A 24,947-nucleotide genomic window follows, 5' to 3' on the forward strand; every position below is an offset into this window, starting at 1 on the left:
ATGTCAAAAATAGTTAGTACACTTTTATTAGGTTGCCTGTTATTTAGTTGTGTAGCATTTGCACAAAACAGAAAAATTGAATTTGAGCATTTATCTTTTGAAGAATTAAAAGAAAAAGCTCAGGAAACTAAAAAAAATATCTTTATTGATTGTTACACTACATGGTGCGGACCATGTAAGTTTATGAGTAAAAATATTTTTACTCAGGATGCCGTTGCAGATTTTGTTAACGAGTCTTTTATCTCTGCTGAAATAGATATGGAGACAGAAGAAGGGATTAAGTTAGGTTCTATGTATGAAGTGGGTGCCTATCCAACGTATTTGTTTCTTGATGGTTCGGGGAATGTGATTTATAAATTTGTAGGAGCCAAAGAAAAGGCCTCTGATTTTATCGAAGAAGCTAAAAAAGGGCTTAATTCAGATAATATTTATTATTCCATGAATGCGAAGTATCAGAGCGGTGATAGATCTGCCGCTTTTATGGAAGAATACATTAAACTTAAATTTACACGTCAGGAAAATTCTCAAGCCGTTCAAATTGCAAATGCGTATTTAAATTCATTAACTCCAGAAGAAAAGACATTACCTGAAAATTGGTTTTTATTTGGTGAAAATAAAAATAGTGTTTATCTCTCTCTGTATGATAGCCCTAATAGTAATTACCTTATAGATCATTGGTCAGCATTTGTAAAGCATATTCCAGACTCCACTGTTTATAAAAGAATAGCCCAAAATTATCAGGGAATTGCCTCCGCTGTTTTTAGAAAGAAATTTTTTAAAAAAGATAGTGTTGATATTCAGGTTTTGGATGGTTTCAAAAAAAAGATAAACACCATACCTAACCTTCCTTCAAAACATGAATTGCTGATATTGATGGATGTTTGTAAGGCGCTTTGTAACCAAGATAAACCCTTAGTTATAAAGCTTTTATCAGAAAATGTAAGCGATTTTTCTAAGGAGACTCAGAATGTTTTGTTTGATTTGTTTGCAATGAATTTCAATTCTAGAGAAATACGTGCATCTGCAGTTTATGAAGTGATGCGAAAAGTAATTCTAAGCAATAAAAATAAAAACCTAACTAATCATTTTAGTTACTTTTTAGATGGAAATGATCCTCATTATGAGAAGTTTGATGCCAAAAATCTTGTTAATAAGTTTGATCAGCCGGAAATAGTTCCTGTTTTTCATCCAGATCTGCCCATATTGTATTTTAATTATAAAAAAGTAAACCAGAAGGCAAACTATTATGTATTTGATAGTGGGTCTGGTACGCGTCCTTTGTATAATAAGACGCAACTTGATTCTGTTATGCTATCTATGAAATTAGATACTACTCGAGTTGCTTTTACTCCCACTTTCACTACTGAAGGCATTGGTGTTAATTTTAGTAATAACCGAATTAAATATACCTACCTACCTAAAAAGAAGCAGATTATTAAAGATGAGCAGACTAATGAGTCTGTAAAATTTGGGATATCACCAGATAAAAAACATCAAGTTATTTATAAAGACAACAATATCTACCTTAAAGACTTAAAAGATTCTACCCAGGTACAATTAACATTTGATGGAGAGAAAAATAGTTTGTACATGTTACCTAGTATTAAATGGTTAGGTGATGGCAACCAGTTTATAATATCTCGTAAAAACGATAAGGATGTTCGAGATTTTACAGTTATCAATTCAATAACCAAAGTACCTGTTGTAAGAACCTATAAAGAAGCAATTCCAGGTGATACCATTCTAACAAAACACGAAGTGTTTATAGGAGATGTAAAAAACAAGTCCATAAGAAAAATAGACGTTGAAAAATGGAAAGATCAGGATTTTTTAGAAATTAAAAGTGATAATCCCGATTTGTTTTATTTTACCCGTTTAAAGAGAACTCATGATGAATTGGAGTTATGTTCCTTGGATAATAAGGGCGTTGTTGAAGTTATAATTGCAGAGAAATTCACTCCAAATATTAATGACGTTTTATTTAATTGTAAAATTTTAAATCAGGGGAAAGACATCCTTTTTTGGTCAGATAGAACCGGTTGGGGACATTATTACCATTATAATAAAAAAGGAAAGCTACTCAATGCTTTAACAAAAGGAGCTTGGACAACAGGCAAAATCTTAACTGTAGATTCAGAAAAAAACGAAGTTTATTTTCAAGGATATGGAAAGGATAAAAATGTCAATCCCAATTATTCCTTTTTGTATAAAGTTAAGCTAGATGGTTCCAACCTAAAATTGTTGACTCCAGAAAATGCTAATCATCATGCGTATGTTAATACGAAAGGCAATTTAATAATCGATAATTATTCTCGAATAGATAGTCATCCACTCATTGTGGCCCGAGAGTGCAATGGCAAATTAATTGATACGGTTATGAAACCTAATATTCAGCCTTTACTGGATTATGGATGGGATTTCCCAGAACAATTCAAAATCAAAGCAGCTGATAATGAAACAGATTTGTATGGCATTATGTGGAAGCCAGACAATTTTGATCCCAATAAAAAATATCCTGTTATTTCTCAGGTGTACCCGGGGCCGTTTACAGAAACTGTTTGGACAGACTTTACCGTATTAGATAAATATCAAAATACAGCTTTAGCTAAAAGAGGTTTTATTGTAGTGTGTTTCGGGCATAGGGGAAGTTCTCCGATAAGAAGTAAAGACTATTTTTCATATGGTTTTGGAAATCTAAGAGATTATCCTCTGGCCGATGATAAGTATGGATTGGAGCAGTTAGCCCGTAACTATTCGTTTATAGACCTTTCCAGAGTTGGAATTTTAGGACATTCAGGAGGGGCTTTCATGGCAGTTACAGCAATTAGTACGTATCCCGATTTTTATAAAGTTGCCGTGGCTTCATCCGGTAATTATGATAATACGATATATCACAAAAATTGGGGAGAACATTATCAAGGTATTGGAGAAGATTTAAAATTTAATGTTAAAACACCTATGGAGTTGGTTTCAAATTTTAAAGGAAAGCTGTTCTTGGTTACAGGTGAGAGCGATCAGAATGTAAACCCATCACATACTTATAAATTGATAAATGCATTGATTAAAGCAGATAAAGATTTTGATTTATTGGTAATTCCAGGTCAAGGGCATCATTTTACTGGAGTTTATGATGATTACTTTGAAAGACGAAAACGAGATTATTTTACAAATCATCTTTTAAATAGAGCAAAATAATAGCCTGTGATGATGGGACTTTTATCATGTATATCTAACGTGTAAGTAGTTTTCCAAAATGTTCTGTTTATACGACAGAAAAATTGGTTACGCATCGGAATGGAAATATTTTTCTAGTCAGGGAGAACAAATAAAATTTGTTCTCCCTGACTCTTTTTGACTTTAGTGTGTAATTGGGTAAATCTACCTGATAAAAAAACCGATTAAAATATTGTAAAACGGTATTTTATAAAAACAAAGTAAGTCTGTCATATTTAGAGCAATAGTTATACCTTTGGTTTTTCTAAGTTCTAATCATGAATTCCAAAAAATTTTGTTTTATATCTTTTTGTTTTCTTCTTTTGTTTTGCTGTAATGAAGAACAAAAATTAGTATTTGTAGATTCTAATATTACAACCGAACATAACACCCTTGTTGAAGTTATTATTCCTACAGCGACTGGAGATAACAATAGTATCGTAAGTTCTATAAATTCAGATATTACCAACGAAGTTATAAAAGCATTGCATACAGGAGGTTCAGAAACAATCACATCCAAATCTATTGAAGAAAGTATCATTACTTTTAACGAAGAATTTACTGCTTTTAAGTTAGATTTTCCTGAAAGCCCTCAGCCTTGGGAAGCCCAAATCGATGGTGAAATTATGCATCAATCTCCTGAAATTATAAGCATGTCTATCACATCTTACATCAATACAGGTGGTGTACAAGGAAGCTTAAATATTTCCTTTTTAAATTATGATACAAAAACAGGACAGCGCATTAAAAATATAGATTTATTTAAAAATATAGAAGGCTTTAAAGAAATTGCTAAACAGTATTTTGAAAACACCCTTGAAAATAAAGACAATGCTTTTGATGTCAATGGCTTTGAATTACCTGAAAATATAGGATATATAGATGAAGGCGTCATATTACTATATAACGCCTATGAAATTGCACCTTACGCTTCAGATATTATTGAATTTACCATTCCCTTTGAAAAAGTAAATGCCTATTTAAATTTTGATAGCGCGCAATAAAGACATAATGTAACCCATGTGCAAGCCCTCATGAAATAAATTAAACTGAAGGGCATCATTCACATTTTTAAGTGTATTTCCTGTAGTAACAACCGTATACTCATGATAATTTTGAAACACACCATTCGCATAATCTTCTTGTGTTTTTTGCACTGTAGGAAAGAGCAAAGCCTTAATTTCTTCAACCTCTTTTTGTGATACTGGAGCTTCTGGTTTAGAACCTTTTTTATATTTTTCAACAAACTCATCACTTAACATAATAGGCAAACCAGATAATTTATACACTAGTATTTGTTGGGCTACTATAATGTGGGCAACATTCCAAATAATATTATTATTATACCCTTTTGGTATTTTATTTAAATCTTCCAATGAGTTGTTTTCTAATACGCTATTAAAATATTTTCTGGTGTTCGGTAAAACTTCAAATATAAAATCCATGAATTTGTGTTTATTAATTTTCGATAAATATACTTTTTTATGAAATCATTTCTTTTATATTGTGGTTAAATTTCCAAAAAATGAAAAAGGTATATTATTTAAAAACTTGCAGTACGTGTGTTAGAATTTTAAAGGATTTGAATCTTCCTTCAGACTATATTTTACAAGATATTAAAACAGAACATATTACGGTTAAACAACTTGAAGAGATGAAAGAACTTGCCGGAAGCTATGAAGCACTTTTTAGCAAACGTTCAAAACTTTACAAAGAAATGGGTTTGAAAAACCAAGAATTAACCGAACGCGATTACAAACATTATATCTTAGAACACTATACATTTTTAAGCAGACCCGTTATAATAAGTGACGATGCTATTTTTATAGGTAATTCTAAAAGTGTCGTTGATGCTGCCAAAAAAAGCATTGGCAATTAATGGCAACCACAACCATCATCACCTCCACAAGCTTTTTTAGATTTTGTTGTTTTCCAAAAAAACTTTTTGACGATGAAAGCAAGTGCCAAAACAATCGCTATAACAACTAATATGTTTTGTATGATAGTATTCATAGGAGTTTAATAGTTGGGTAATTATTTTAATTCCTTAAAACTATTTTAAAAATTGAAATGCCAATAAGGCCACTACATAAGCCAAACCACTCATAATAATTAATTGCAAAGCAGGCCATTTCCAGCTGTTTGTTTCACGTTTTACAACGGCTAATGTGCTCATACATTGCATCGCAAATGCATAAAAAAGTAATAACGAGACCCCTGATGCAAATGTAAACAATGGTCCTCCAAGAATAGGATTAACCTCCCCTGCCATTCTGTTTTTTATGGTTTCTTCTTCGTCACTACCCACACTATAAATAGTTGCTAAAGTTCCCACAAAGACTTCTCTTGCTGCAAAACTACTAACTATGGCTATGCCAATTTTCCAATCGTAACCTAGCGGTCTTATTGCTGGTTCTATAGCACGTCCCGTTAAACCAATAAATGAATATTCCAGTTTTTGCGATGCAATCTTACTTTGCAATTCTGCTTCACTCAAATTTTGTGAAGCATATTCTTTTTTAACAATGGTTTCTGCATTTTTAAATTCTGAACCAGGACCATAAGAGGCCAAAACCCAAAGCAAAATAGAAATAGCCAAAATTATTTTTCCCGCTCCAAAAACAAATGATTTTGTTTTTTCAACAACCGTTAATGCCACATTTTTTAATAAAGGAAGCTTATAGTTAGGCATCTCAACAACAAAAAAAGTTTTGTTTTTAATTTTTAATATTTTGTTTAAAATATAGGCCGAACTTATAGCGGTTACAAATCCCAACAAATACAACAACATAAGTGTTAATGCTTGATAACCCAATCCGAAAATACGCCCTTCTGGAATGACCAAAGAAATAATAATTAAATACACGGGAAGCCTTGCCGAACATGTTGTAAAGGGTGTTACCAAAATGGTAATTAAACGTTCTTTCCAACTTTCAATATTTCTGGTCGCCATAATAGCAGGGATCGCACAGGCAGTTCCAGAAATAAGTGGCACCACACTTTTACCGCTTAAACCAAATCGTCGCATAATTCTATCCATTAAAAATACTACGCGACTCATATAGCCACTCTCTTCCAGCACAGAAATGAATAAAAACAAAAATGCTATTTGTGGAATAAAAATAACAATACCCCCAAGACCTGGTATAATGCCTTCAGCCAATAAATTGGTGAAAGCACCTTTTGGCATAGCATCTTTTGTCCATTCACTTAACGATGCAAAAACATTATCAATAAAATCCATTGGTACACTAGACCAATCGTAAATAGCTTGAAAAATAGCAAGTAAAATGATAAAGAAAATCACATAACCCCAAACTTTATGTGTTAAAACCCTGTCTAATCTTGCTCTTAAATCTTTTGCTTGAGATATATCTATCGTTTGTCCGTTTTTAAGAACGTCATTTATAAACTGATATCTTTTGATAATCTCTTTTTGTTGTAAGCGTTTTAAATCGCCTTTACTTTTAGTTTTAAAATCAGCAACAGCATCAATTTGTTTTCTATCTGTTTTTCCAAAATTAACATCTTGCGTAATAACTAGCCAAAGCTTATAAATTAATTGATTAGGAAATGCTTTTCGTAAATTATCAAAGTAATCTTTATCTATTTCAGATGTATCTAAACAAGGTGTTATTGATATGTCTTTATAGTTGGTTATTAAATCTTTTAAATGATCAATCCCTTCATTTTTTCTAGTACTAACTAAAGCGATTTTGGTTTGCAGGCGCTCCTCTAAATAATCAATGTCCAAAGAAATGCCTTTATAACGCATTCTATCCGCCATATTTATAACAAGAATGGTAGGTATCTCTAAATCTTTAATTTGGGTGAAGAGCAACAGATTTCGCTTTAAATTTTCAACATCGCTCACTACAACAGCAACATCAGGAAAATCTTTATCATTCTTGTTAAGCAATAACTCAATAACCACATTTTCATCAAGCGAAGAGGCATTCAAGCTATACGTTCCTGGTAAATCAATAATATGGGCTTTAACACCACGAGGTAATTTACAAACGCCTTGCTTCTTCTCAACTGTAATCCCTGGGTAATTACCCACCTTTTGGTTTAAACCTGTTAACGCATTAAAAGCAGATGTTTTCCCTGTATTTGGGTTACCTATTAAGGCAACATTTATTTGCTTACTCATATATCAATTTTTTCAATTAGTACATGAATAGCTGTTTCTTTTCTAATAGCTAAATGGGTTCCATTAATGTTTAAATACATAGGATCTTGGAATGGTGCCAACTGAACAAGCTCGACATAATTACCCGGCAAACAACCCATTTCAAGAAGTTTTAAAGGTATATGAATTGAAGAAACATCAGTAATTATGGCTCTTTCTCCCCTTTTAAGATGTGCTAATGTAATTTGCAAGCTTATTTAGATTGATTTTAAAGAAGCAAAAGTAAAGTAAATTTTTAGGGTAAAAAAATTGTATGACAAAAACTATTTTTGATATTCTTTTTTTAAGATTTTAATATCATTTAACAAGCGGTCTATATCATCTGTTTTGGTGCCGTCATAAAAGCCTCTTATTTGCTTTTTTTTATCGATTAGCATAAAATTTTCGGTGTGAATCATATCAAAGGGTCCACCATCTCCATAACCTTTTACAGCTAAATAGCTTTTTCTAGCCAATTCATAAATTTGTTTTTTATCGCCTGTCACCAAATTCCATTTGGAATCGTTAACACCTTTTTCTAAAGCATAACGTTTTAATTGAGCCACATCATCTATTTCTGGAGTAACTGAGTGAGACAATAACATCACCTCATCATCATCCATAATTTCTTTTTGAACATCTGCCATATTGCTCGTCATTATTGGGCAAATAGTTTGACAGGTAGTAAAAAAGAAATCGGCCACATAAATTTTATCTTTATAATCATCTTGAGTAACCACTTTACCATTTTGGTTAATAAGCGAAAAATCTGCTATTTTATGATATTTTCTTTGATCTTGAATGGTACTATCAACCAATTCAGCATTCACCATGGATGGTTGGTAAACCTGCAAGGGTTTATCAACGTTCAGTTTGCTATAGATGATTGTAACGATAACCATAGAAACAACACCAAAAACAATAGCAAAAATTTTATAATCTTTAAAAAATGATAGCATTAAAACAGATAAACATTAAATTAATACAAAAATACAATGAAATTGAGAGATGAACTATGATATAAAGGCTTAAATTCTTGTTAAAACAAAGCACTATCAATAATTAGCTTTTTAAAGTTGGTTTAAAAGATTACTTTTGTGCGGATTATAAAAAATCGGATTACAGATATATGGAGTTTGTTATTAAAATATCTCAATTTTTATTGAGTCTTTCATTACTGATCATTTTACATGAATTAGGTCATTTCATCCCTGCAAAGGCATTTAAAACGCGTGTTGAAAAATTTTACTTATTCTTTGATGTGAAATTTTCATTGTTTAAAAAGAAAATTGGCGATACTGTTTATGGTATTGGCTGGTTACCTTTAGGCGGCTATGTTAAAATATCGGGAATGATAGATGAAAGTATGGATACCGAGCAAATGGCATTACCGCCACAACCTTGGGAATTTCGTTCTAAACCAGCTTGGCAACGTTTAATTATTATGTTGGGTGGTGTTACGGTTAATTTTATTTTGGCATATTTTATATACGTTTTTATGGCTTTTGGGTATGGAGATGAAGATATTTCAGCTGCGAGTATAAAAGATGGCTATTGGGTTGAAAACCCTTTACTTATAAATTTAGGGTTTAAAACTGGAGACAACGTTATTGCTATTGACGATAAAAAAATTGTTAATGAATCTGATATAAAATCCAATTTTATAGGTGCCAAATCAGTAACCATTGAAAGAGATGGCGTTCAAAAGACAATTGATTTGCCTCAAGACTTTTTAGGGCAATTTTCCGACGGTAAAAATCATAGTTTGTTTGAACTAAGAATTCCTTTTATGGTTGGTGAAGTTGTAGATAGTTCGAAAAACAAAAATGTTGATTTAAAACAAAAAGATATTATAACAGCTATTAATGGTAATGAAATAAAATATTTCGATCAATTTTCCTCAGTTTTAAGCACTTTAAAAGGACAAACTATTACTGCAACTGTTTTGCGTGGCAATGAAACTCTGTCCAGACAATTGCAAGTAAATAGTAATGGTAAATTAGAAATTTTTCCTGCTAACAGTCCAAGACGATTTAGCGAACTGGGATATTTTGATGTCATTAAAAAAGAATATTCGTTTAGTGAAAGTTTTGGTATAGGCTATGACAAGCTTACTGGACAAATAAGTTCTTATTTCGGACAATTAAAACTTATTTTTAGCCCAAGTACTGGTGCTTATAAAGGTGTTGGTGGTTTTAAAGCTATTTTTGATATTTTTCCTGACACATGGAGCTGGCAAGCCTTTTGGTCTATCACAGCCTTTTTATCCATTATGTTAGGTGTTTTAAATTTATTACCTATTCCAGCTTTAGATGGTGGCCATGTGATGTTTTTATTATATGAAATGGTTTCGGGCAGAAAGCCTGGCGACAAGTTTATGGAATATGCGCAAATGGTTGGTTTCTTTATACTTATAGCCTTAGTGCTTTTTGCGAACGGAAATGATATTTTTAAAGCTATTTTTAATTAAATATTTTTTAAATTTTATATTGCAAAGTATAAAATAATATATATATTTGCGCTCGCAAAAGCGAAAAAGTAACACTCCTCCTTAGCTCAGTTGGTTAGAGCATTTGACTGTTAATCAAAGGGTCCTTGGTTCGAGCCCAAGAGGGGGAGCTTAACAAGAAAAAGACTTTACAGAAATGTAAGGTCTTTTTTGGTTTTAAGCATCGAGATCAACTAAATTTATATTCAATAATAAACAAGTCTTTCATTAAACCTTTATACTAAATTAGTATCTAAAGAATATAATCATTAACATTATGCAAACTCCTGCTCTTCAAAAAAATAAGATATTTTTTATATTATTCTTTTCCATCATTATAATCACATTAACAAGTTGGAAACTTCCAACAAAGAATAAAGAAAAAAATACATCAGTTTACACATCCCAATTTGAGAACGTTTTGGGAACTTCTTTCGAAATGAAAGTAAAAACGACTTCTAGCAAACAAGCTTTATTGGCTGAAAAAATAGCGTTAGATGAAATCACCCGACTTTCTAACATATTAAGTGCCTATAATACCGAAAGTGAATTTAGCGTATGGATGCGTACCCAAAATAAACCCATTAAAGTATCTAAAGAATTAATAGACGTTTTAAGTTTATTTGATATGTGGAAATATAAAACTAATGGTGCTATAAATCCTGCTTTTGAAATTATAAGCCAATTATGGGAACATGCTGAAAACACACAAATATTGCCATCTAATACTGATTTACAAAATGCTATAAATACAGCATCTCAAGCGCATTGGAAAATTGATTTTAAAAACAATACGGTGACGCATTTAACTAATACGCCATTAATGCTAAATACTTTTGTGAAAAGTTATATTATGGATCAAGCTACCCAAAAGGTTATGGAGCATACAGAAGCTGAAAATGTAGTGATGAATATAGGTGGTGATATTTTAGTGTTAGGCAATCAGAATGAAACTATAGAAATCACCAATCCCAAAGCAAATGCTATTAATGATGATGCTCTAGACTTTGTGAAAATCCAAAATAAATTTATCGCAACCAGCGGAAATTATAGACGAGGAAACCATATTGGGAACCAATGGTATTCCCACATTATTGATCCAAGAACTGGCATGCCAGCAGATAACATCATATCAGCTACTGTGATAGCCGATAATGCCACAGACGCCGGTGCTATGGCAACTGCTTTTAATATCATGACAATTAAAGAAAGTGCTTTGTTAGCAAAACAATTTCCAAACGTCGCTTATTTGCTTATTGATAAAAATGGAAATCGAATTGAAAGCGATAATTGGACATCTTTTCAAATAGAAAAAGAACCATCTATTGCTGAAAATAGTTTAGCAAGTAACGATGAATGGGATCCTAAATACGAACTGGCAGTAAATCTTGAATTGGCAAAATTTGAAGGGCCTTACAGAAGACCTTTTGTGGCTATTTGGATTGAAGATGAAGATAAAAACCCCATTAGAACATTAACGGTTTGGTATAATAAACCGCGTTGGATACGTGATTTGAAAGCTTGGTACCGAGCTAACTATTCTACTTTTAATGTAGAATCCCAAACCATCAATTCGGTCTCAAGCGCTACCAGACCTGCTGGCCATTATACTATTAAATGGGATGGAAAAAATGATGCTGGTGCTTATGTAAAAAAGGGGGATTACATCATAAATATTGAAGTTGTTAGAGAACATGGCACTTATCAATTAATTACTCAAGAAATTAAGGCAAACAATAAAGCCTTTAAAATTGAACTCCCTTCAAACCCAGAAGTAGCTTCAGCTTCTTTGAAAATTAAAAAGAAATAAAATGACCAAGAAATTTGTTGCTAAATATTCTAGGTGGCTGCATATTTATCTTTCCATGATTAGCTTTGTAATTGTGCTTTTTTTTTCAATTACAGGTCTTACATTAAATCATGCCGATTATTTCCAAAATAATACTTCCATTACTCAAAACGAAGGGAAAATTGATAGCAATTGGATAAGCGCAACCGATACTTTAAAAATTAAAAAGTTAGAGATTGTTGAGTTTTTTAGAAACAAGTATAAAGTAAAAGGTTCGGTTACTGATTTCAGAATATATGACAGTGAAATTAGTTTAACGTTCAAAGCCCCAGGCTATGCCTCAGATATATTTATAAATCGTGAGGATGCTAGCTTTTCTTTAACGCAGACCAATCAAGGGTTAATGGGCTTTTTTAATGATCTTCATAAAGGTAGGGACACTGGTAAAGCATGGCTCTGGACAATTGATGTTTCAGCTATTTTAATGACTATTATTTCACTAACGGGCCTCATTCTTTTATTGTTTATCAAGAAAAAGAGAACGGCAGGTGTTGCACTACTTTTTGCAGGACTAATTCTAATTTATATTATCTACCATTTCTGGGGCCAATAGGATATTCATCCATACATTACTTAAACGCCAAATTAATATTTAAGGGTGCCATGTTACTTCTACTAGATAAATAGTCTTTGGGAGATTGATTGGTTTGCTCTTTAAAAGCCGTTAAAAAAGAATTATATGAACTAAACCCTACTTTGCTTGCCAAACCTTCTAAAGTTAGAGTATTTAAATCTCCATCGTTAATAAGCTTTAAAGCATCTTTGATCCTACAATAATTTATATACTCAGAAAAAGTCACTATCGCATGATATTTAAAAATATAGTACATATGGCTTGTGGGAATATGTATGGCTCTTGCAAAGTCTGCGAATGAAAATTTAGGAGTCCTAAAAGGATTCTCTTTTTCTACAAAATTTTCAATCTCGGTAATGTAAGGGACAACTCTTTCTTCTATACTGTCGCTTAATATTTTATCTTGGGGGTTTGAAATATCTTTTAAATCAAAAACCCAAACATGATCGGTAAAGTTTATATTGTTTTCAATTTTAATTAATCGCTTTTTTAATTTGGGATACCCATGTAAAATTTCAGGGTTTATCAAAATTTTACCATAAAGGAGCAACCAAGGCATTATTACTAAGACAGAATAATTATGAGCTCGAAATAATTCATCCAATAATTTTTCAGAATAAAGTGAAAACAAAACTCTAAAAACTAAAAACGTTGCAATTACAAACATAAATACCGTCCAATTTCTTATAAGAAGGTAATGGGCGATTGCAATGGATTTTTTTAAACTTTCATTCCATAAATTTTTATAAAGTACATTAAAAGACAACATCAAATAAAATAAGAAGAATACTATTAAACTTATAAACCTTATGTCTTCAATGAATTCATTTTCTAAAATAGGAACGTATTTTTGCACTAAATTCAAAACCAAATTCATTACAGGATAAATAAAATGAATTAAGTCTTTTTTGTGCACGTGTTCATAATCTTTGACTAAAGATTTAAAATATAGGAATAAAGAAGGGACTGCGATTAAGAAAATTGGGGCAATTAATTTTGAATTAAGTATTGAACCTGAATTGGTAAATGCAAGCAAACCAATTATAATATTTCTAATAGAGCATATAGAAAAAATTATTACCAAATAAATATTCACAAAAATATTAGACCTATAGGAAAATAGCATAATTGATATTACAAATAGACCTAAAAAACCAATTAAAATTAAGGCAGAATTAATAAAAAAAAGGGGCATGTTCTTTATGTTTTTTAAAAAGAATGAATTAAATCAACCATATTCAAAGTTAACAAAATAGCCTAAATGGAACCGAATAGTCACTGTTTTTTTAAAATTGTTACTGCTTTACATCAAACCTCAATAAAACAGCAACATATAAAACAAAGCTTTATTATTTTTATCTAGATATTGAGTTCTCTTAATATTAACAGCTTCGATTTTAAAAAAAAGTATTAAACATGGAGCGATTTATTTTGCTATTATCATCACATATTGAATTTTGAGATTCGTGTGCAAAACTAAATCCAAAAAAGCTTTTACAGAAATGTAGAAGCTTTTTTATTTATTATTCTTGAGAGAAAAGCTTTTTAAAAACTGAACAAAATTAATCTTATAAGCAAGGTTTAAAATATTAACTTTAAAGTTATATTTGCAAAACGCAGTATTTTTAGAGGATTTCGAAAATTTACATTTGCACGTCACTTTTTTATTTAGGCTCCATAGTTCAAGGGATAGAACAAAAGTTTCCTAAACTTTAGATCCAAGTTCGAATCTTGGTGGAGTCACTTTATTAGAATCAAGTATCTACTTTCCAAACTAAATATATTTAAGGAAGTATTGTACTGTTAGAATATTAAAGTTAGTTGTTCATCCTAAAACAAGATTTCCTTAAAAAAGGCCTTATGAAACGAAAAATCGGAATCATTTATTCTTCTGTAGATGGGCAAACTCTAAAGATTTGTGAAAAATTAAATGCGTTTTTTAATGAGAGGCAAATAGAAACCGAACTCTGTTCCATTGATAATTTTAAAGGAAATGTATCTGAATTTGAGATATTGATTATTGGAGCTAGTATTCGATATGGCAAACATCATGCAAAAATTACTGAATTTGTACTTAATAATAAAAACAACTTTAAGGATATAAAAACGGCTTTTTTCTCGGTTAACTTGGTTGCAAGAAAAGAAGATAAAAATACGCCAAACACAAACCCGTATCTCGTTAAATTCTTAAAAGAAACAAGTTGGACTCCCGATTTTTTAGATGTATTTGCTGGAAAATTAGATTATAAATCCTATTCATTTATAGATAAGTTAATGATTAAACTCATTATGAAATTAACAAATGGACCAACACAATCAGATTATCCCATAGAATTTACAGAATGGGGGCGAGTGGCTGCTTTCGGAATGAAAATAAGGGAAAGCTATTTAAAGAGACCCATTTAAACAAAAACCTCAAAAGCTACTCCCTAACAATCATCACCGGAATATTAACTTTATGGCGAACGGCATCAACCGTAGTTCCAAAAAGAATGTCTTTTACCCAACTATGCCCGTGAGCTCCCATAACTAAAATATCAAAAGAACCTTCATTAACGACTTTTGATATTTGTTTTTTCGGATTTCCAAATCCTAATTTTATGGACACGTTAAAGCCTTTATCTTCAATTTTCTGTTTATATTCTTTTAAATAAGTCGCATCACTTGAGGTTTCATAATCATCAATTTGATTTCCGTAAACCAAAGCGCCTGCGGTTTCAACCACATGTATAATAGTATAAGAGGCATCATCGCCCCCTAAGTGCAGGGCTGTTGCAATATTTTTACTATCGACATTAGAAAAGTCTATCGCAATGGCAATATTTTTATAAGGCTTGGTAATTAATTCATCATTTAAAACAACTTCATCAATATGAGGCACCAATTTCGGCGATTTTAATTGGTGATTTATAAGAGGTTTAAAAATAATATATACCAGCAGAATCGCTGCTCCAATGGCAATAGGGATTACAAAAATCCAGATATAAATAGGGTGCGATGCTGTTTGCAACCAACCATCAATTTCATCAAAAACCAACTTGGCATTTAACGATACTATAATCAGTGCTATAACCCAAGAAGCAATTTGTGTAGGAATGCTAATGGTGAAATTGTGCATTTTCTTTTTATCACTCACAAAATGAATTAACGGAATAATGGCAAATCCTAATTGTAAACTCAGTACCACTTGGCTTAATACCAATAACTTTCCTGTAGCTCCTTCCCCCAATAAAACAACCGTCAAAATAGCTGGAATAATAGCAATCAACCTAGTGATAATACGCCTTACCCATGGTTGAATACGCAAATTCAAATATCCTTCCATTACAATCTGTCCTGCCAAAGTCCCTGTAACCGTACTACTCTGCCCTGCAGCAATAAGCGCTAAAGCAAATAAAATAGGTGCCCATTTAGAGCCCAAAAGAGGTTCTAATAATTGGTGGGCATCTTGAATTTCGGCAATTTCAAACATGCCATTATTAAAAAAAGCAGCTGCAGCCAAAATTAAAATAGCGGCATTCACCAAAAATGCCAAGTTTAAAGCAATAACAGAGTCTATAAAATTATACTTTATGGCCTGTTTAATGCCTTTTTGGGTACGATCAAATTTCCGGGTTTGAACTAACGAAGAATGCAAATATAAATTGTGTGGCATTACCGTAGCACCAATAATTCCTATAGCAATATATAAAGCGGCACTGTTTGGTATGGATGGAACTAAGCCGGCCGCAATGTCTGCAAAATCAGGTTTTGCCAAAACCATTTCTAAGAAAAATGATGCCCCAATGATGGCAATCAATGTAATGATAAAGGCCTCCATTTTTCGAATACCTTTATTAATCAAGAAAAGTAGTAAAAAGGTGTCCAAAACGGTGATACTTACGCCCCAAAGTAACGGAATATCAAATAGTAACTGCAAACCAATTGCCATTCCTAAAACTTCGGCTAAATCGCATGCAGCTATGGCAATTTCAGCCAAAATATATAAAATGAAATTTATAAAAGGGGAATAGGATTCTCGTGATGCCTGAGCTAAGTCCCTACCTCTTACAATGCCCAATCTGGAACTTAAACTTTGTAGTAATAATGCCATGATATTAGACATTAATAATACCCAAATAAGGGTATATCCAAATTGACTACCACCTGCAATATCGGTTGCCCAATTTCCAGGATCCATATAACCAACACTTATCATATAAGCGGGACCAAAAAAAGCTAAGATTTTCTTCCAAACAGAAGTGTTTTTGCTTACTTGAATGGACTCGTGTACCTCTTCTAACGATTTGCCTTCTTTTCTCATGAGGTTATACTAATTTAACGTAAAGATTATTCGCTGTAATTGTAGAAACATTTAGCTTCTGATTGTTTATTTTGATAATCATCGACTGATCGAAAGGTTCTTTATCAATCACTTCAATGTGACTTCCTAAAGCCATCTTTATTTTATCTAAATATTGCAGAAATTCTTTTGAAGAATTTTTAACCCCAACACAAATGCAAGACGTCTCTGCATCCACTTGCGCTAATAAAATCTTTTCAACTTTTTTAATGTTTCCATCCTTATCAGGAATGGGGTCACCATGTGGGTCTTCCTTTGGATAATTTAAAAAAGCATCCAATTCGTTAATTAGCTTCTCAGATTTTATATGCTCTAGCTGCTCTGCAACGTCGTGTACTTCATCCCAAGAAAAATTGAGCTTTTCTACCAATAAAACCTCCCAAAGTCGATGCTTTCTCACTACCATTGCAGCCGCTAAACGCCCCTCCTTAGTCAAGCTAACTCCTTGATATTTAATATAATTAACCAGATCTTTATCTGCCAATTTTTTAATCATATCGGTTACCGAAGATGCTTTGGTTTCCATTTGTTCAGCAATGGCATTAGTGCTTACCGCAATACTTCCTTGTTTTCCTAAATGGTAAATAGCCTTTAAATAGTTTTCTTCAGATAATGTTACCATACATCCATTTTAAAGCACAAATATACAAAATGTATTTACTTAAATATAAATATATTTTTAGACTAATCTAAAAATATATTTATATTTACAAAAAAATTAACACTCCGGCAATGAAATATATTTTTATTATACTATTATTTAACTCTGCGCTTGCTAATTCACAAAACACCTTTAACATTGAAGGAACTATAACTTCCAATAGAAAATCGTTGCCCTATGCGAATATTTATATTGAAAATACAGCTTTTGGACAGTCATCAAACGAAAATGGTAAGTATATAATAAAAAATATAGAACCCGGAACTTATACAATTCGTGCCTCCTTTACTGGTTACAAAACAATAATCAAAAAAATTGAGATCGTTAACGAAAATCTTAAAGTAAATTTCGAACTAGAAGAAACTGAATCTTTAAACGAAATAGTTATTACCGGCACATTAAAAGCTGTAAATAGTTTGGAAACCCCCATACCTGTTGAAGTTTACAGTGCAACTTTCTTCAAAAAAAATCCAACACCAAACATTTTTGAAGCACTTCAAAATATAAATGGCGTGCGTCCGCAGATTAACTGTAATGTTTGCAACACAGGAGATATTCATATTAATGGTTTGGAAGGTCCTTATACTCTTGTTCTTATTGATGGCATGCCCATTGTTAGTGGTTTATCAACCGTTTATGGACTAAGCGGGATTCCCAATTCGCTTATCGAACAAGTTGAAATTGTTAAAGGTCCGGCCTCATCTCTTTATGGTAGTGAAGCTGTTGGTGGGTTGATTAATATCATCACCAAATTACCAAAAAATGCCCCTTTATTTTTTGCTGATAGTTTTACAACCTCTTGGGGCGAATTTAATTTAGATGTTGGTCTCAAAGCTAAAATAGGCGAAAATGGGTCACTTTTATTGGGTACAAATTATTTTAATTACAATAACCCGATTGATAATAACCATGATAATTTTACAGATGTGCCCCTTCAAGAACGTATTTCTGTATTTCAAAAATGGGAATTCAAACAAAAGAAAGGAAATAAACTTTCGTTAGCTAGCAGGTTTTTTTATGAAGATAGATGGGGCGGCGAACTTCAATGGAACAAAAGTTTTAGAGGAGGTGATGCCGTTTATGGAGAAAGTATTTATACCAAACGCTATGAAATTATAGGTAATTATGAGCTTCCTATAAAAGAAAAAGTTCGATTTCAATTTTCGTATTCAGATCATGATCAAAACTCGGTTTATGGTACTACGTTGTATTTGGCAAAACAACGAATTGGGTTTGGGCAATTCATTTGGGATAAAACCTTAAATCATCACGATTTATTATTTGGGGTCGGGGCTAGGTATAATTTTTATAATGATAACACCACTGCAACGCCAAAAGCTGATGTTATAACTATCCCTTCAGTCTTTGTACAAGATGAGATAAAGCTCAGTGAACGGCAAAAACTATTACTAGGGATGCGATATGATTATGATGACAGACATGGCTCCATATTAACCCCAAGAATGGCATATAGTTATAAACTAACTGAGGATGATATTTTAAGAGTTAATGCTGGAACGGGATTTCGTGTAGTAAACCTATTTACTGAAGAACACGCTGCGCTAACTGGAGCTAGGGACGTTGTTATTACAGAAACCTTGAATCCTGAAACGTCTTATAATATGAACATTAATTATCTTAAAAAAATACACCTTAAAAGTGGGATGATTTTCACTTTTGATGCTTCAGCTTGGTACACCTATTTTAAAAATGCCATCATACCAGATTATGATACCAATCCGAATCAAATTATTTATAATAACTTAGATGGATTTTCGACTACCAAGGGGTTTAGTTTTAATTTTGACAGTACGTTTAATAGCAACTTTAAAGCCTTACTAGGTTTTACGTTTCAAGACGTTTCAAAAACAGAAAACAGTGTAAAATCAAGACCTATTTTAAGCGAAAAATTCTCAGGAACTTGGGCTTTATCCTATAAAAATCATAAAACAAACATCCTCGTGGATTACTCCGGGAATTTATATGGCCCCATGCGATTGCCTTTATTAGGTTCTTTAGACCCAAGACAAGCCTATTCACCCACTTGGAGTATTCAAAACATTCAATTCACATATGATGGATTACACCATTTTGAATTCTATGCTGGTGTAAAAAACCTTTTGAACTGGACACCCGATAAAGGAAACCCTTTCATTATTGCCAGAGCTCACGACCCTTTTGATAAAAATGTAGAATTTGATTCTAACGGACAAGTTATGCCCACAGACGAAAACCCTTACGCATTAACATTCGACCCAAGTTATGTGTATGCTCCTAATCAAGGCAGGCGTCTGTTTTTTGGTTTGCGTTATAAAATTGATTAACACCCTATAATTACTAAATAATTTATTATTTTTAATTATGGCACAACATAACGAACTTGGCAAAAAAGGAGAAGCGCTGGCTGTAGATTTTCTATTAAAAAACGGGTATGAGATTATAGAACGCAATTATTGTTTTGATAAAGCTGAAGTTGATATTATAGCCCAAAAAGACGATATACTCGCTATTATAGAAGTGAAAACACGCTCGACTGCCGATTTTGGTAATCCGCAAGATTTTGTAAAACCAAAACAAATTCAGCAATTGGTAAAAGCAGTTGATGAATACGTAACAGTTAATGGTTTAGATGTGGAAGTAAGGTTTGATATTATTGCCATTATTAAAGCTTCTAAAGATTTTAAAATAGAACATTTAGAAAATGCATTTTATCATTTTTAGTTATTTTCAAAATAAGCTTTCAAAGCAACCACATCATCTGGTCTTGCAATAATTTCTTTGTCTTTATTTAATATAAAATACGTTGGAGTGGCAGTGACGCCATAATCATCACCAATTTTATTTTCCCATTTACCTTCTCCAAAAACATGGATGAAATCCGGAAATTTAGTAATGGTATCTTTCCAATTATTAGCCTCACTTTCTAAACCAACAGCAATTACTTTTAGCTTCCCTTTTTCTTGGGTTTTAACAAAATCTTCTAATATGGGAATTTCGTGTAAACAATGCGAACAGGTACTGCTCCAAAACACAACAATATAGTTTTCGGCACCTTCTAATTGGCTTAATTTTTTGGCGATTTTTTTTCCGTTTTCTAAAACTTCAAATGAAAAATCTGGTGCTTTATGTCCAAGGGAGATATTTCTAAACGTTGTTAATTTATACACCAATTCTTGATTATTTTCAAGTTTAGCAATGTCGATTAAATAGGTGTCCGCTATGTAATTGGCAACTTCTTCAAAACCATCTTTACCCATACGCTCCCATAATTCTAAAAGTAAACTGCTTTTAATATTCAAAGGTGCTTCACTCATGGCTTTATAAAAAACATCAATGTTCTTTTTAAAATTTGACACTTTGTCTAATCCTTGGTGAGACAATTTGAACACATAATTAAACATGCGTTCACTTAAAAAGTTAGAGCTTTGTAGCACCTCATTTTTAAAATCTACATGATCAAAAAAATGAGTTTCCAAATTATTCATATAGGTTTTAACATCTTCTTCTTTTTCGGGAATATAAAATGTATTTGCCTTAATAAAATTTAATGCAATGGTGCCTTTAGCTGCTTCTTCAAAATTGGTTTGGGTTTCTTTTTGAGTTTTAAAAATAGACGCTAACACTTTAGGATCTTGCCCTTTTTGAGAGAAAAAATTACTCAAACTTTGTTGTATCATTGCCATGCTATGCATGTAAGAAGCCATTAGTTTATTTTCTGAAGAGGATTGATAAACCACATTATTTTCAACATTGAAAGTAAACGCAATATCCTCCTTTCCATTATAAATAATATCGATATAATTCTCTTCCTGCGGCAACGCATAAATTAATTTATACATTCCTGGCTTCACATTGGAGTCTAATTTTAATTCAAAACGGCCATCTTTTAAGGTAGCATTGTCAATATAATTAAGTTTTGAAGGTTCAATTTTATAAAGCAATACAGCTTTAAAATCTTCAGCCGGAGTAAAAGTTCCTTTTAGGGTATGTTGTGCAAAAAAGAGACTTGGCACTAAAAGGAAAATAAAAAAAAGACGTTTCATGTGGTGTATATTTTTTTAAAATTGAATCAATTATTAAGCCATAATAGGTTCTAAAACTTTTAGAGCTTGTTTTACAGATTTTATGTTTTCAAAGGTTAACAATAAGCGTAAACCATTTCGGGTTTGTTTCTCCTTCATTTGGCAGGTTTTTGGATTTGTTTGAACGTACTGTAATACACTTGTAAAATTATTACTTTGGTAAAAACTACTTTGTTGATCGGTAATAAAATAACCAATAAATTTGCCTTGTTTCATGATTATTTTTTCGAAACCTACTTTGGTGGCTATCCATTTAATACGAACGCTATTTAATAAATCCCGAACCTGAATTGGCAATTCCCCAAAACGGTCTATAAGTTGAGTTTCAAATTTTTGTAATTCCTCTTCAGTTTTTAAATCATTTAATTGGGTATATAAATTTAAACGTTCGGCAATATTGTTCACATAATCATCGGGGAAAAGCAGCTCAAAATCAGAATCGATAGTAACTTCTTTTACATATACTTTGGCGTCAATATCTTCTTCATACAAGTCTTTAAACTCATTTTCTTTAAGCTCTTCAATAGCTTCATTCAATATTTTCTGATAGGTATCGAAACCAATCTCATTAATAAACCCGCTTTGTTCTCCACCCAATAAATCGCCCGCACCACGAATCTCTAAATCTTTCATAGCAATATTAAATCCGCTACCAAGTTCTGTAAACTGCTCTAAAGCAGTGATACGTTTTCTGGCATCATCGGTCATGGCCGAATATTCTGGTGTTATAAAATAGCAGAATGCTTTTTTATTGCTGCGCCCTACTCTACCCCGCATTTGGTGTAAATCGCTCAGCCCAAAATTATTGGCATTATTAATGAAAATAGTATTGGCATTGGGTACATCCAATCCGCTTTCTATAATGGTTGTACTCACCAAAACATCAAATGCCCCGTCCATAAAAGCCAACATGAGTTGTTCTAGTTTTTTGCCATCCATTTGACCATGTCCAATACCAATTTTAGCATCTGGCACCAAACGTTGAATCATACCAGCTACTTCTTTTATGTTTTCAATACGATTATGAATAAAGAATATTTGTCCACCACGCTGAATTTCATAACTCACGGCATCTCGAATGGTTTCTTCATTAAAACGAATCACATGGCTTTCAATAGGATATCGATTTGGTGGAGGTGTTGTAATAACCGATAAATCTCTTGCAGCCATTAAACTAAATTGAAGCGTTCTGGGAATGGGTGTGGCTGTTAAAGTTAACACATCGACATTGTCTTTTAAAGTTTTTAATTTTTCTTTAACAGCCACGCCAAATTTTTGTTCCTCATCAACAATTAAAAGCCCTAAATCTTTAAATTTCACATCTTTATTAACCAACTGATGGGTACCAATAATAATATCTACTTTGCCATTTTCTAACTTTTCAAGAGTTTCTCGTCTCTCTTTAGCGGTTCTAAATCGGTTTAAATAATCTACTGTTACGGGGAAATCTTTTAAACGCTCTGTAAACGTTCTGGAATGTTGATATGCTAAAATAGTGGTTGGCACCAATACGGCAACTTGCTTACCGTTATCAACCGCTTTAAAGGCTGCTCGAATGGCAACTTCGGTTTTGCCAAATCCCACATCGCCACACACCAATCGGTCCATAGGGCGATCGCTTTCCATATCTGCTTTAATATCGGCCGTTGCTGTGGTTTGGTCGGGGGTATCTTCATATAAAAAAGAAGATTCCAATTCCAATTGCATATAACTATCTGGATTGTATTGATAGCCTTTCTCCGTTTTTCGTTTGGCGTATAATTGAATAAGATTAAAAGCTATATGCTTAACCCTCGATTTCGTTTTCTCTTTAAGTGTTTTCCAAGCATTACTTCCCAATTTATAAATCTTGGGAGGCTTTCCGTCTTTACCATTAAACTTAGTGATTTTATGCAACGAGTGGATACTTAAATATAAGACATCACGCTCGCCATAAACCAATTTAATAGCTTCTTGCTTTTTACCTTCTACATCAATTTTTTGCAAACCACCAAAACGACCAATACCATGATCGATATGAGTTACGTAATCACCAATATCTAAATTGGTTAATTCCTTTAAAGTGATGGATTGTTTTTTAGCGTAACCGTTTTTGACATTAAATTTATGATAGCGCTCAAAAATTTGATGATCGGTATAACAAACTATTTTATTATCATAATCTACAAACCCTTGATGCAAAGACAAGGTGATGGTTTTATATGACTTGACTTCTAAATGTGAATCGTCAAAAATATCATGAAAACGTTTCGCTTGCTGTTCGCTTACACAGGCAATATAATTGGTAAAGCCTTTATCATAATTGGTATTTAAATCTTCAATTAATAAGTTGAATTGCTTGTTAAACGACGGTTGAGGGGATGTCTTAAATTCAATAACGTCATCTGAAGAATTTGAGAAAACAGCCATAGTTCCAAACTCCACAATCGAAAAATCCAATAATTGTCTTTTTAGCAACTCCGAATTACAAAATAACTCTTCTGGTTTGGCATGCTTAATGTCTGATGAAAGCGTGTTAAAAGCCTCTTCTGCCTTTGCATAAAAATCATCAATCCTTGAAAAAAACAAGTCTGGGTTTTTAAAGCAAAGTACTGTTTTTGAAGCTATATATTTTAAGAAACTCGCACGCTCTTCGTTCAAAAATTTATTTTCAACATTGGGAATGATGTTGATTTTTTTAATTTGTTCAATGGACAATTGTGTTTCAACATCAAAGGTTCTAATGCTATCCACCTCATCACCAAAAAACTCAATTCTATAAGGTTCGTCGTTTGAAAACGAAAACACATCTACAATACCACCTCTCACTGAAAATTCTCCTGGTTCAGTAACAAAATCAACCCGTTTAAATTGGTATTCAAACAACACCTCATTAACAAAATCTATGGATAAATTATCACCAACACTAATTTTTAAGGTGTTACGCTCCAGTTCTTTTCTAGTAACTACTTTTTCAAAAAGGGCATCGGGATAAGTAACTATTATTGCTGGTTTTTTTTGTGAATTAATGCGATTTAAAACTTCAGCTCTCAACAACACATTCGCATTATCTGTTTCTTCAATTTGATATGGTCTACGGTAACTGCCTGGATAAAACAACACGTCTTTATTGTTAATGAGTTGCTCTAGGTCGTTTAAATAAAAAGCCGCTTCTTCTTTATCATTAAACACCAATAAAAAAGGTTTGTCTGCATCTTTAAAAACACTTGAAATAACAAAGGATAGAGAAGAGCCTACCAAGCCTTTTATATGGGTTCTACCTTGATTTTTGGCAATAGCAACCTGCAGATTTTGCGTTTGTAAAATCTGTGAATAGGTTTGCGAGAGAATGGTTTTACTCACGTAATTATGGTATTTAAGATGACAAATATAAGCTTTGCCCTTATTTTATTATAATAAATAACAAATCTATAACTTTATTCTTATGAATATTTAAGTATTATTTGGGCACTCATCATTTCCGATAAGAACCAACCTCCAAAACATAATCCGTGATAGGACTAGAAAACAGCAAAAACAAAGACATTTTTCTCTATTTAAAATACTTTTTTGTCTTAATTATATTAA

General features: G+C 32.3%; 19 protein-coding genes and 2 tRNA genes. 11 read left to right on the top strand and 10 right to left on the bottom strand.

The features are described 5' to 3' along the window. Complete coding sequence (locus DKT72_RS05970; RefSeq protein WP_111307814.1) at positions 1–3,195, top strand: prolyl oligopeptidase family serine peptidase; 3,195 nt, start codon at positions 1–3, stop codon at positions 3,193–3,195. Positions 3,196–3,491: 296 nt separating this feature from the next. Further along, a complete protein-coding gene (locus DKT72_RS05975; protein ID WP_111307815.1) occupies positions 3,492–4,217 on the top strand; it encodes a DUF3298 and DUF4163 domain-containing protein in 726 nt (241 codons plus the stop codon). Here the strand turns inward: DKT72_RS05975 and DKT72_RS05980 are convergent. Next, the gene (locus DKT72_RS05980; RefSeq protein WP_111307816.1) at positions 4,194–4,658 is read right to left on the bottom strand and encodes a DinB family protein; all 465 of its coding nucleotides are present in this window, start codon (positions 4,656–4,658) and stop codon (positions 4,194–4,196) included. The two genes, DKT72_RS05975 and DKT72_RS05980, sit on opposite strands and share 24 nt — an antisense overlap. Positions 4,659–4,738: 80 nt before the next feature. On the opposite strand from DKT72_RS05980, the gene DKT72_RS05985 reads away from it, so the two are divergent. Then, positions 4,739–5,092 (top strand): arsenate reductase family protein, encoded by a 354-nt coding sequence (locus DKT72_RS05985; RefSeq protein WP_111307817.1) that lies wholly within the window; start codon positions 4,739–4,741, stop codon positions 5,090–5,092. Here DKT72_RS05985 and DKT72_RS05990 read toward each other — a convergent pair. From DKT72_RS05990 to DKT72_RS06005, 4 genes are all read right to left on the bottom strand, one after another. After that, positions 5,089–5,226, bottom strand: coding sequence for a FeoB-associated Cys-rich membrane protein (locus DKT72_RS05990; RefSeq protein WP_111307818.1), 138 nt, complete (start codon positions 5,224–5,226; stop codon positions 5,089–5,091). The two genes, DKT72_RS05985 and DKT72_RS05990, sit on opposite strands and share 4 nt — an antisense overlap. A gap of 40 nt (positions 5,227–5,266) precedes the next feature. Beyond that, complete coding sequence (feoB, locus tag DKT72_RS05995) at positions 5,267–7,366, bottom strand: ferrous iron transport protein B (protein WP_111307819.1); 2,100 nt, start codon at positions 7,364–7,366, stop codon at positions 5,267–5,269. After that, the gene (locus DKT72_RS06000; RefSeq protein WP_111307820.1) at positions 7,363–7,596 is read right to left on the bottom strand and encodes a FeoA family protein; all 234 of its coding nucleotides are present in this window, start codon (positions 7,594–7,596) and stop codon (positions 7,363–7,365) included. Before DKT72_RS06000 ends, feoB begins: the two co-directional genes overlap by 4 nt. 72 nt (positions 7,597–7,668) lie before the next feature. Continuing rightward, entirely contained in the window at positions 7,669–8,343 is a 675-nt protein-coding gene (locus DKT72_RS06005; RefSeq protein ID WP_111307821.1) for an SCO family protein, read from the bottom strand. Between the two features lie 170 nt (positions 8,344–8,513). On the opposite strand from DKT72_RS06005, the gene rseP reads away from it, so the two are divergent. The 4 genes from rseP to DKT72_RS06025 all read left to right on the top strand — a co-directional run bounded on the left by rseP (position 8,514) and on the right by DKT72_RS06025 (position 12,274). Next, positions 8,514–9,854, top strand: a complete 1,341-nt coding sequence (rseP, locus tag DKT72_RS06010) for an RIP metalloprotease RseP (RefSeq protein WP_111307822.1) — start codon at positions 8,514–8,516, stop codon at positions 9,852–9,854. Positions 9,855–9,929: 75 nt separating this feature from the next. Further along, positions 9,930–10,003 (top strand) — tRNA-Asn (locus DKT72_RS06015). Between the two features lie 146 nt (positions 10,004–10,149). Beyond that, a complete protein-coding gene (locus DKT72_RS06020) occupies positions 10,150–11,682 on the top strand; it encodes a DUF2271 domain-containing protein (protein WP_111307823.1) in 1,533 nt (510 codons plus the stop codon). Position 11,683: 1 nt separating this feature from the next. Continuing rightward, positions 11,684–12,274, top strand: a complete 591-nt coding sequence (locus DKT72_RS06025) for a PepSY-associated TM helix domain-containing protein (RefSeq protein WP_111307824.1) — start codon at positions 11,684–11,686, stop codon at positions 12,272–12,274. A gap of 16 nt (positions 12,275–12,290) precedes the next feature. On the opposite strand, the gene DKT72_RS06030 is transcribed toward DKT72_RS06025, so the two are convergent. Further along, positions 12,291–13,211, bottom strand: coding sequence for a helix-turn-helix domain-containing protein (locus DKT72_RS06030; protein ID WP_162623250.1), 921 nt, complete (start codon positions 13,209–13,211; stop codon positions 12,291–12,293). Positions 13,212–13,966: 755 nt separating this feature from the next. On the opposite strand from DKT72_RS06030, the gene DKT72_RS06035 reads away from it, so the two are divergent. Next, positions 13,967–14,038, top strand: a tRNA-Arg gene (locus tag DKT72_RS06035). Positions 14,039–14,155: 117 nt separating this feature from the next. Then, positions 14,156–14,701 (top strand): menaquinone-dependent protoporphyrinogen IX dehydrogenase, encoded by a 546-nt coding sequence (gene hemG / locus DKT72_RS06040; RefSeq protein WP_111307867.1) that lies wholly within the window; start codon positions 14,156–14,158, stop codon positions 14,699–14,701. A 16-nt stretch (positions 14,702–14,717) separates the two neighbouring features. On the opposite strand, the gene DKT72_RS06045 is transcribed toward hemG, so the two are convergent. Further along, on the bottom strand, positions 14,718–16,598 hold the full coding sequence (locus DKT72_RS06045) for an Nramp family divalent metal transporter (protein ID WP_111307826.1): 1,881 nt from the start codon (positions 16,596–16,598) through the stop codon (positions 14,718–14,720). A gap of 4 nt (positions 16,599–16,602) precedes the next feature. After that, positions 16,603–17,259: a metal-dependent transcriptional regulator gene (locus DKT72_RS06050; RefSeq protein ID WP_111307827.1), complete on the bottom strand. Its 657-nt coding sequence runs from the start codon at positions 17,257–17,259 to the stop codon at positions 16,603–16,605. Between the two features lie 110 nt (positions 17,260–17,369). Here DKT72_RS06050 and DKT72_RS06055 point away from each other — a divergent pair, with 110 nt between their 5' ends. Together DKT72_RS06055 and DKT72_RS06060 are read left to right on the top strand one after the other, a co-directional pair. After that, positions 17,370–19,622 carry a TonB-dependent receptor gene (locus tag DKT72_RS06055; protein ID WP_111307828.1) on the top strand — a complete coding sequence of 751 codons (2,253 nt, stop codon included), beginning with the start codon at positions 17,370–17,372 and terminating at the stop codon, positions 19,620–19,622. A 37-nt stretch (positions 19,623–19,659) separates the two neighbouring features. Then, a complete protein-coding gene (locus DKT72_RS06060) occupies positions 19,660–20,019 on the top strand; it encodes a YraN family protein (RefSeq protein ID WP_111307829.1) in 360 nt (119 codons plus the stop codon). On the opposite strand, the gene DKT72_RS06065 is transcribed toward DKT72_RS06060, so the two are convergent. Both DKT72_RS06065 and mfd read right to left on the bottom strand, forming a co-directional pair. Continuing rightward, positions 20,016–21,341: a TlpA family protein disulfide reductase gene (locus DKT72_RS06065; RefSeq protein WP_111307830.1), complete on the bottom strand. Its 1,326-nt coding sequence runs from the start codon at positions 21,339–21,341 to the stop codon at positions 20,016–20,018. The two genes, DKT72_RS06060 and DKT72_RS06065, sit on opposite strands and share 4 nt — an antisense overlap. Before the next feature lie 33 nt (positions 21,342–21,374). After that, positions 21,375–24,722 carry a transcription-repair coupling factor gene (gene mfd / locus DKT72_RS06070; RefSeq protein ID WP_111307831.1) on the bottom strand — a complete coding sequence of 1,116 codons (3,348 nt, stop codon included), beginning with the start codon at positions 24,720–24,722 and terminating at the stop codon, positions 21,375–21,377. Positions 24,723–24,947: the final 225 nt, after the last annotated feature.

The sequence above is a fragment of the Confluentibacter sediminis genome (assembly GCF_003258355.1).
In the GTDB taxonomy this organism is placed as follows: domain Bacteria; phylum Bacteroidota; class Bacteroidia; order Flavobacteriales; family Flavobacteriaceae; genus Confluentibacter; species Confluentibacter sediminis.

What these genes read in the sequence shown, in the direction of transcription:
- DKT72_RS06055 (WP_111307828.1), top strand. Translation starts at nt 17,370, where the DNA reads ATGAAATATATTTTTATTATACTATTATTTAACTCTGCGCTTGCTAAT.
- DKT72_RS05990 (WP_111307818.1), bottom strand. Translation starts at nt 5,226, where the DNA reads ATGAATACTATCATACAAAACATATTAGTTGTTATAGCGATTGTTTTG.
- DKT72_RS05980 (WP_111307816.1), bottom strand. Translation starts at nt 4,658, where the DNA reads ATGGATTTTATATTTGAAGTTTTACCGAACACCAGAAAATATTTTAAT.
- DKT72_RS06025 (WP_111307824.1), top strand. Translation starts at nt 11,684, where the DNA reads ATGACCAAGAAATTTGTTGCTAAATATTCTAGGTGGCTGCATATTTAT.
- DKT72_RS06020 (WP_111307823.1), top strand. Translation starts at nt 10,150, where the DNA reads ATGCAAACTCCTGCTCTTCAAAAAAATAAGATATTTTTTATATTATTC.
- DKT72_RS05985 (WP_111307817.1), top strand. Translation starts at nt 4,739, where the DNA reads ATGAAAAAGGTATATTATTTAAAAACTTGCAGTACGTGTGTTAGAATT.
- DKT72_RS06065 (WP_111307830.1), bottom strand. Translation starts at nt 21,341, where the DNA reads ATGAAACGTCTTTTTTTTATTTTCCTTTTAGTGCCAAGTCTCTTTTTT.
- DKT72_RS05975 (WP_111307815.1), top strand. Translation starts at nt 3,492, where the DNA reads ATGAATTCCAAAAAATTTTGTTTTATATCTTTTTGTTTTCTTCTTTTG.
- DKT72_RS06050 (WP_111307827.1), bottom strand. Translation starts at nt 17,259, where the DNA reads ATGGTAACATTATCTGAAGAAAACTATTTAAAGGCTATTTACCATTTA.
- feoB (WP_111307819.1), bottom strand. Translation starts at nt 7,366, where the DNA reads ATGAGTAAGCAAATAAATGTTGCCTTAATAGGTAACCCAAATACAGGG.
- rseP (WP_111307822.1), top strand. Translation starts at nt 8,514, where the DNA reads ATGGAGTTTGTTATTAAAATATCTCAATTTTTATTGAGTCTTTCATTA.
- hemG (WP_111307867.1), top strand. Translation starts at nt 14,156, where the DNA reads ATGAAACGAAAAATCGGAATCATTTATTCTTCTGTAGATGGGCAAACT.
- DKT72_RS06045 (WP_111307826.1), bottom strand. Translation starts at nt 16,598, where the DNA reads ATGAGAAAAGAAGGCAAATCGTTAGAAGAGGTACACGAGTCCATTCAA.
- DKT72_RS06060 (WP_111307829.1), top strand. Translation starts at nt 19,660, where the DNA reads ATGGCACAACATAACGAACTTGGCAAAAAAGGAGAAGCGCTGGCTGTA.
- DKT72_RS06005 (WP_111307821.1), bottom strand. Translation starts at nt 8,343, where the DNA reads ATGCTATCATTTTTTAAAGATTATAAAATTTTTGCTATTGTTTTTGGT.
- DKT72_RS05970 (WP_111307814.1), top strand. Translation starts at nt 1, where the DNA reads ATGTCAAAAATAGTTAGTACACTTTTATTAGGTTGCCTGTTATTTAGT.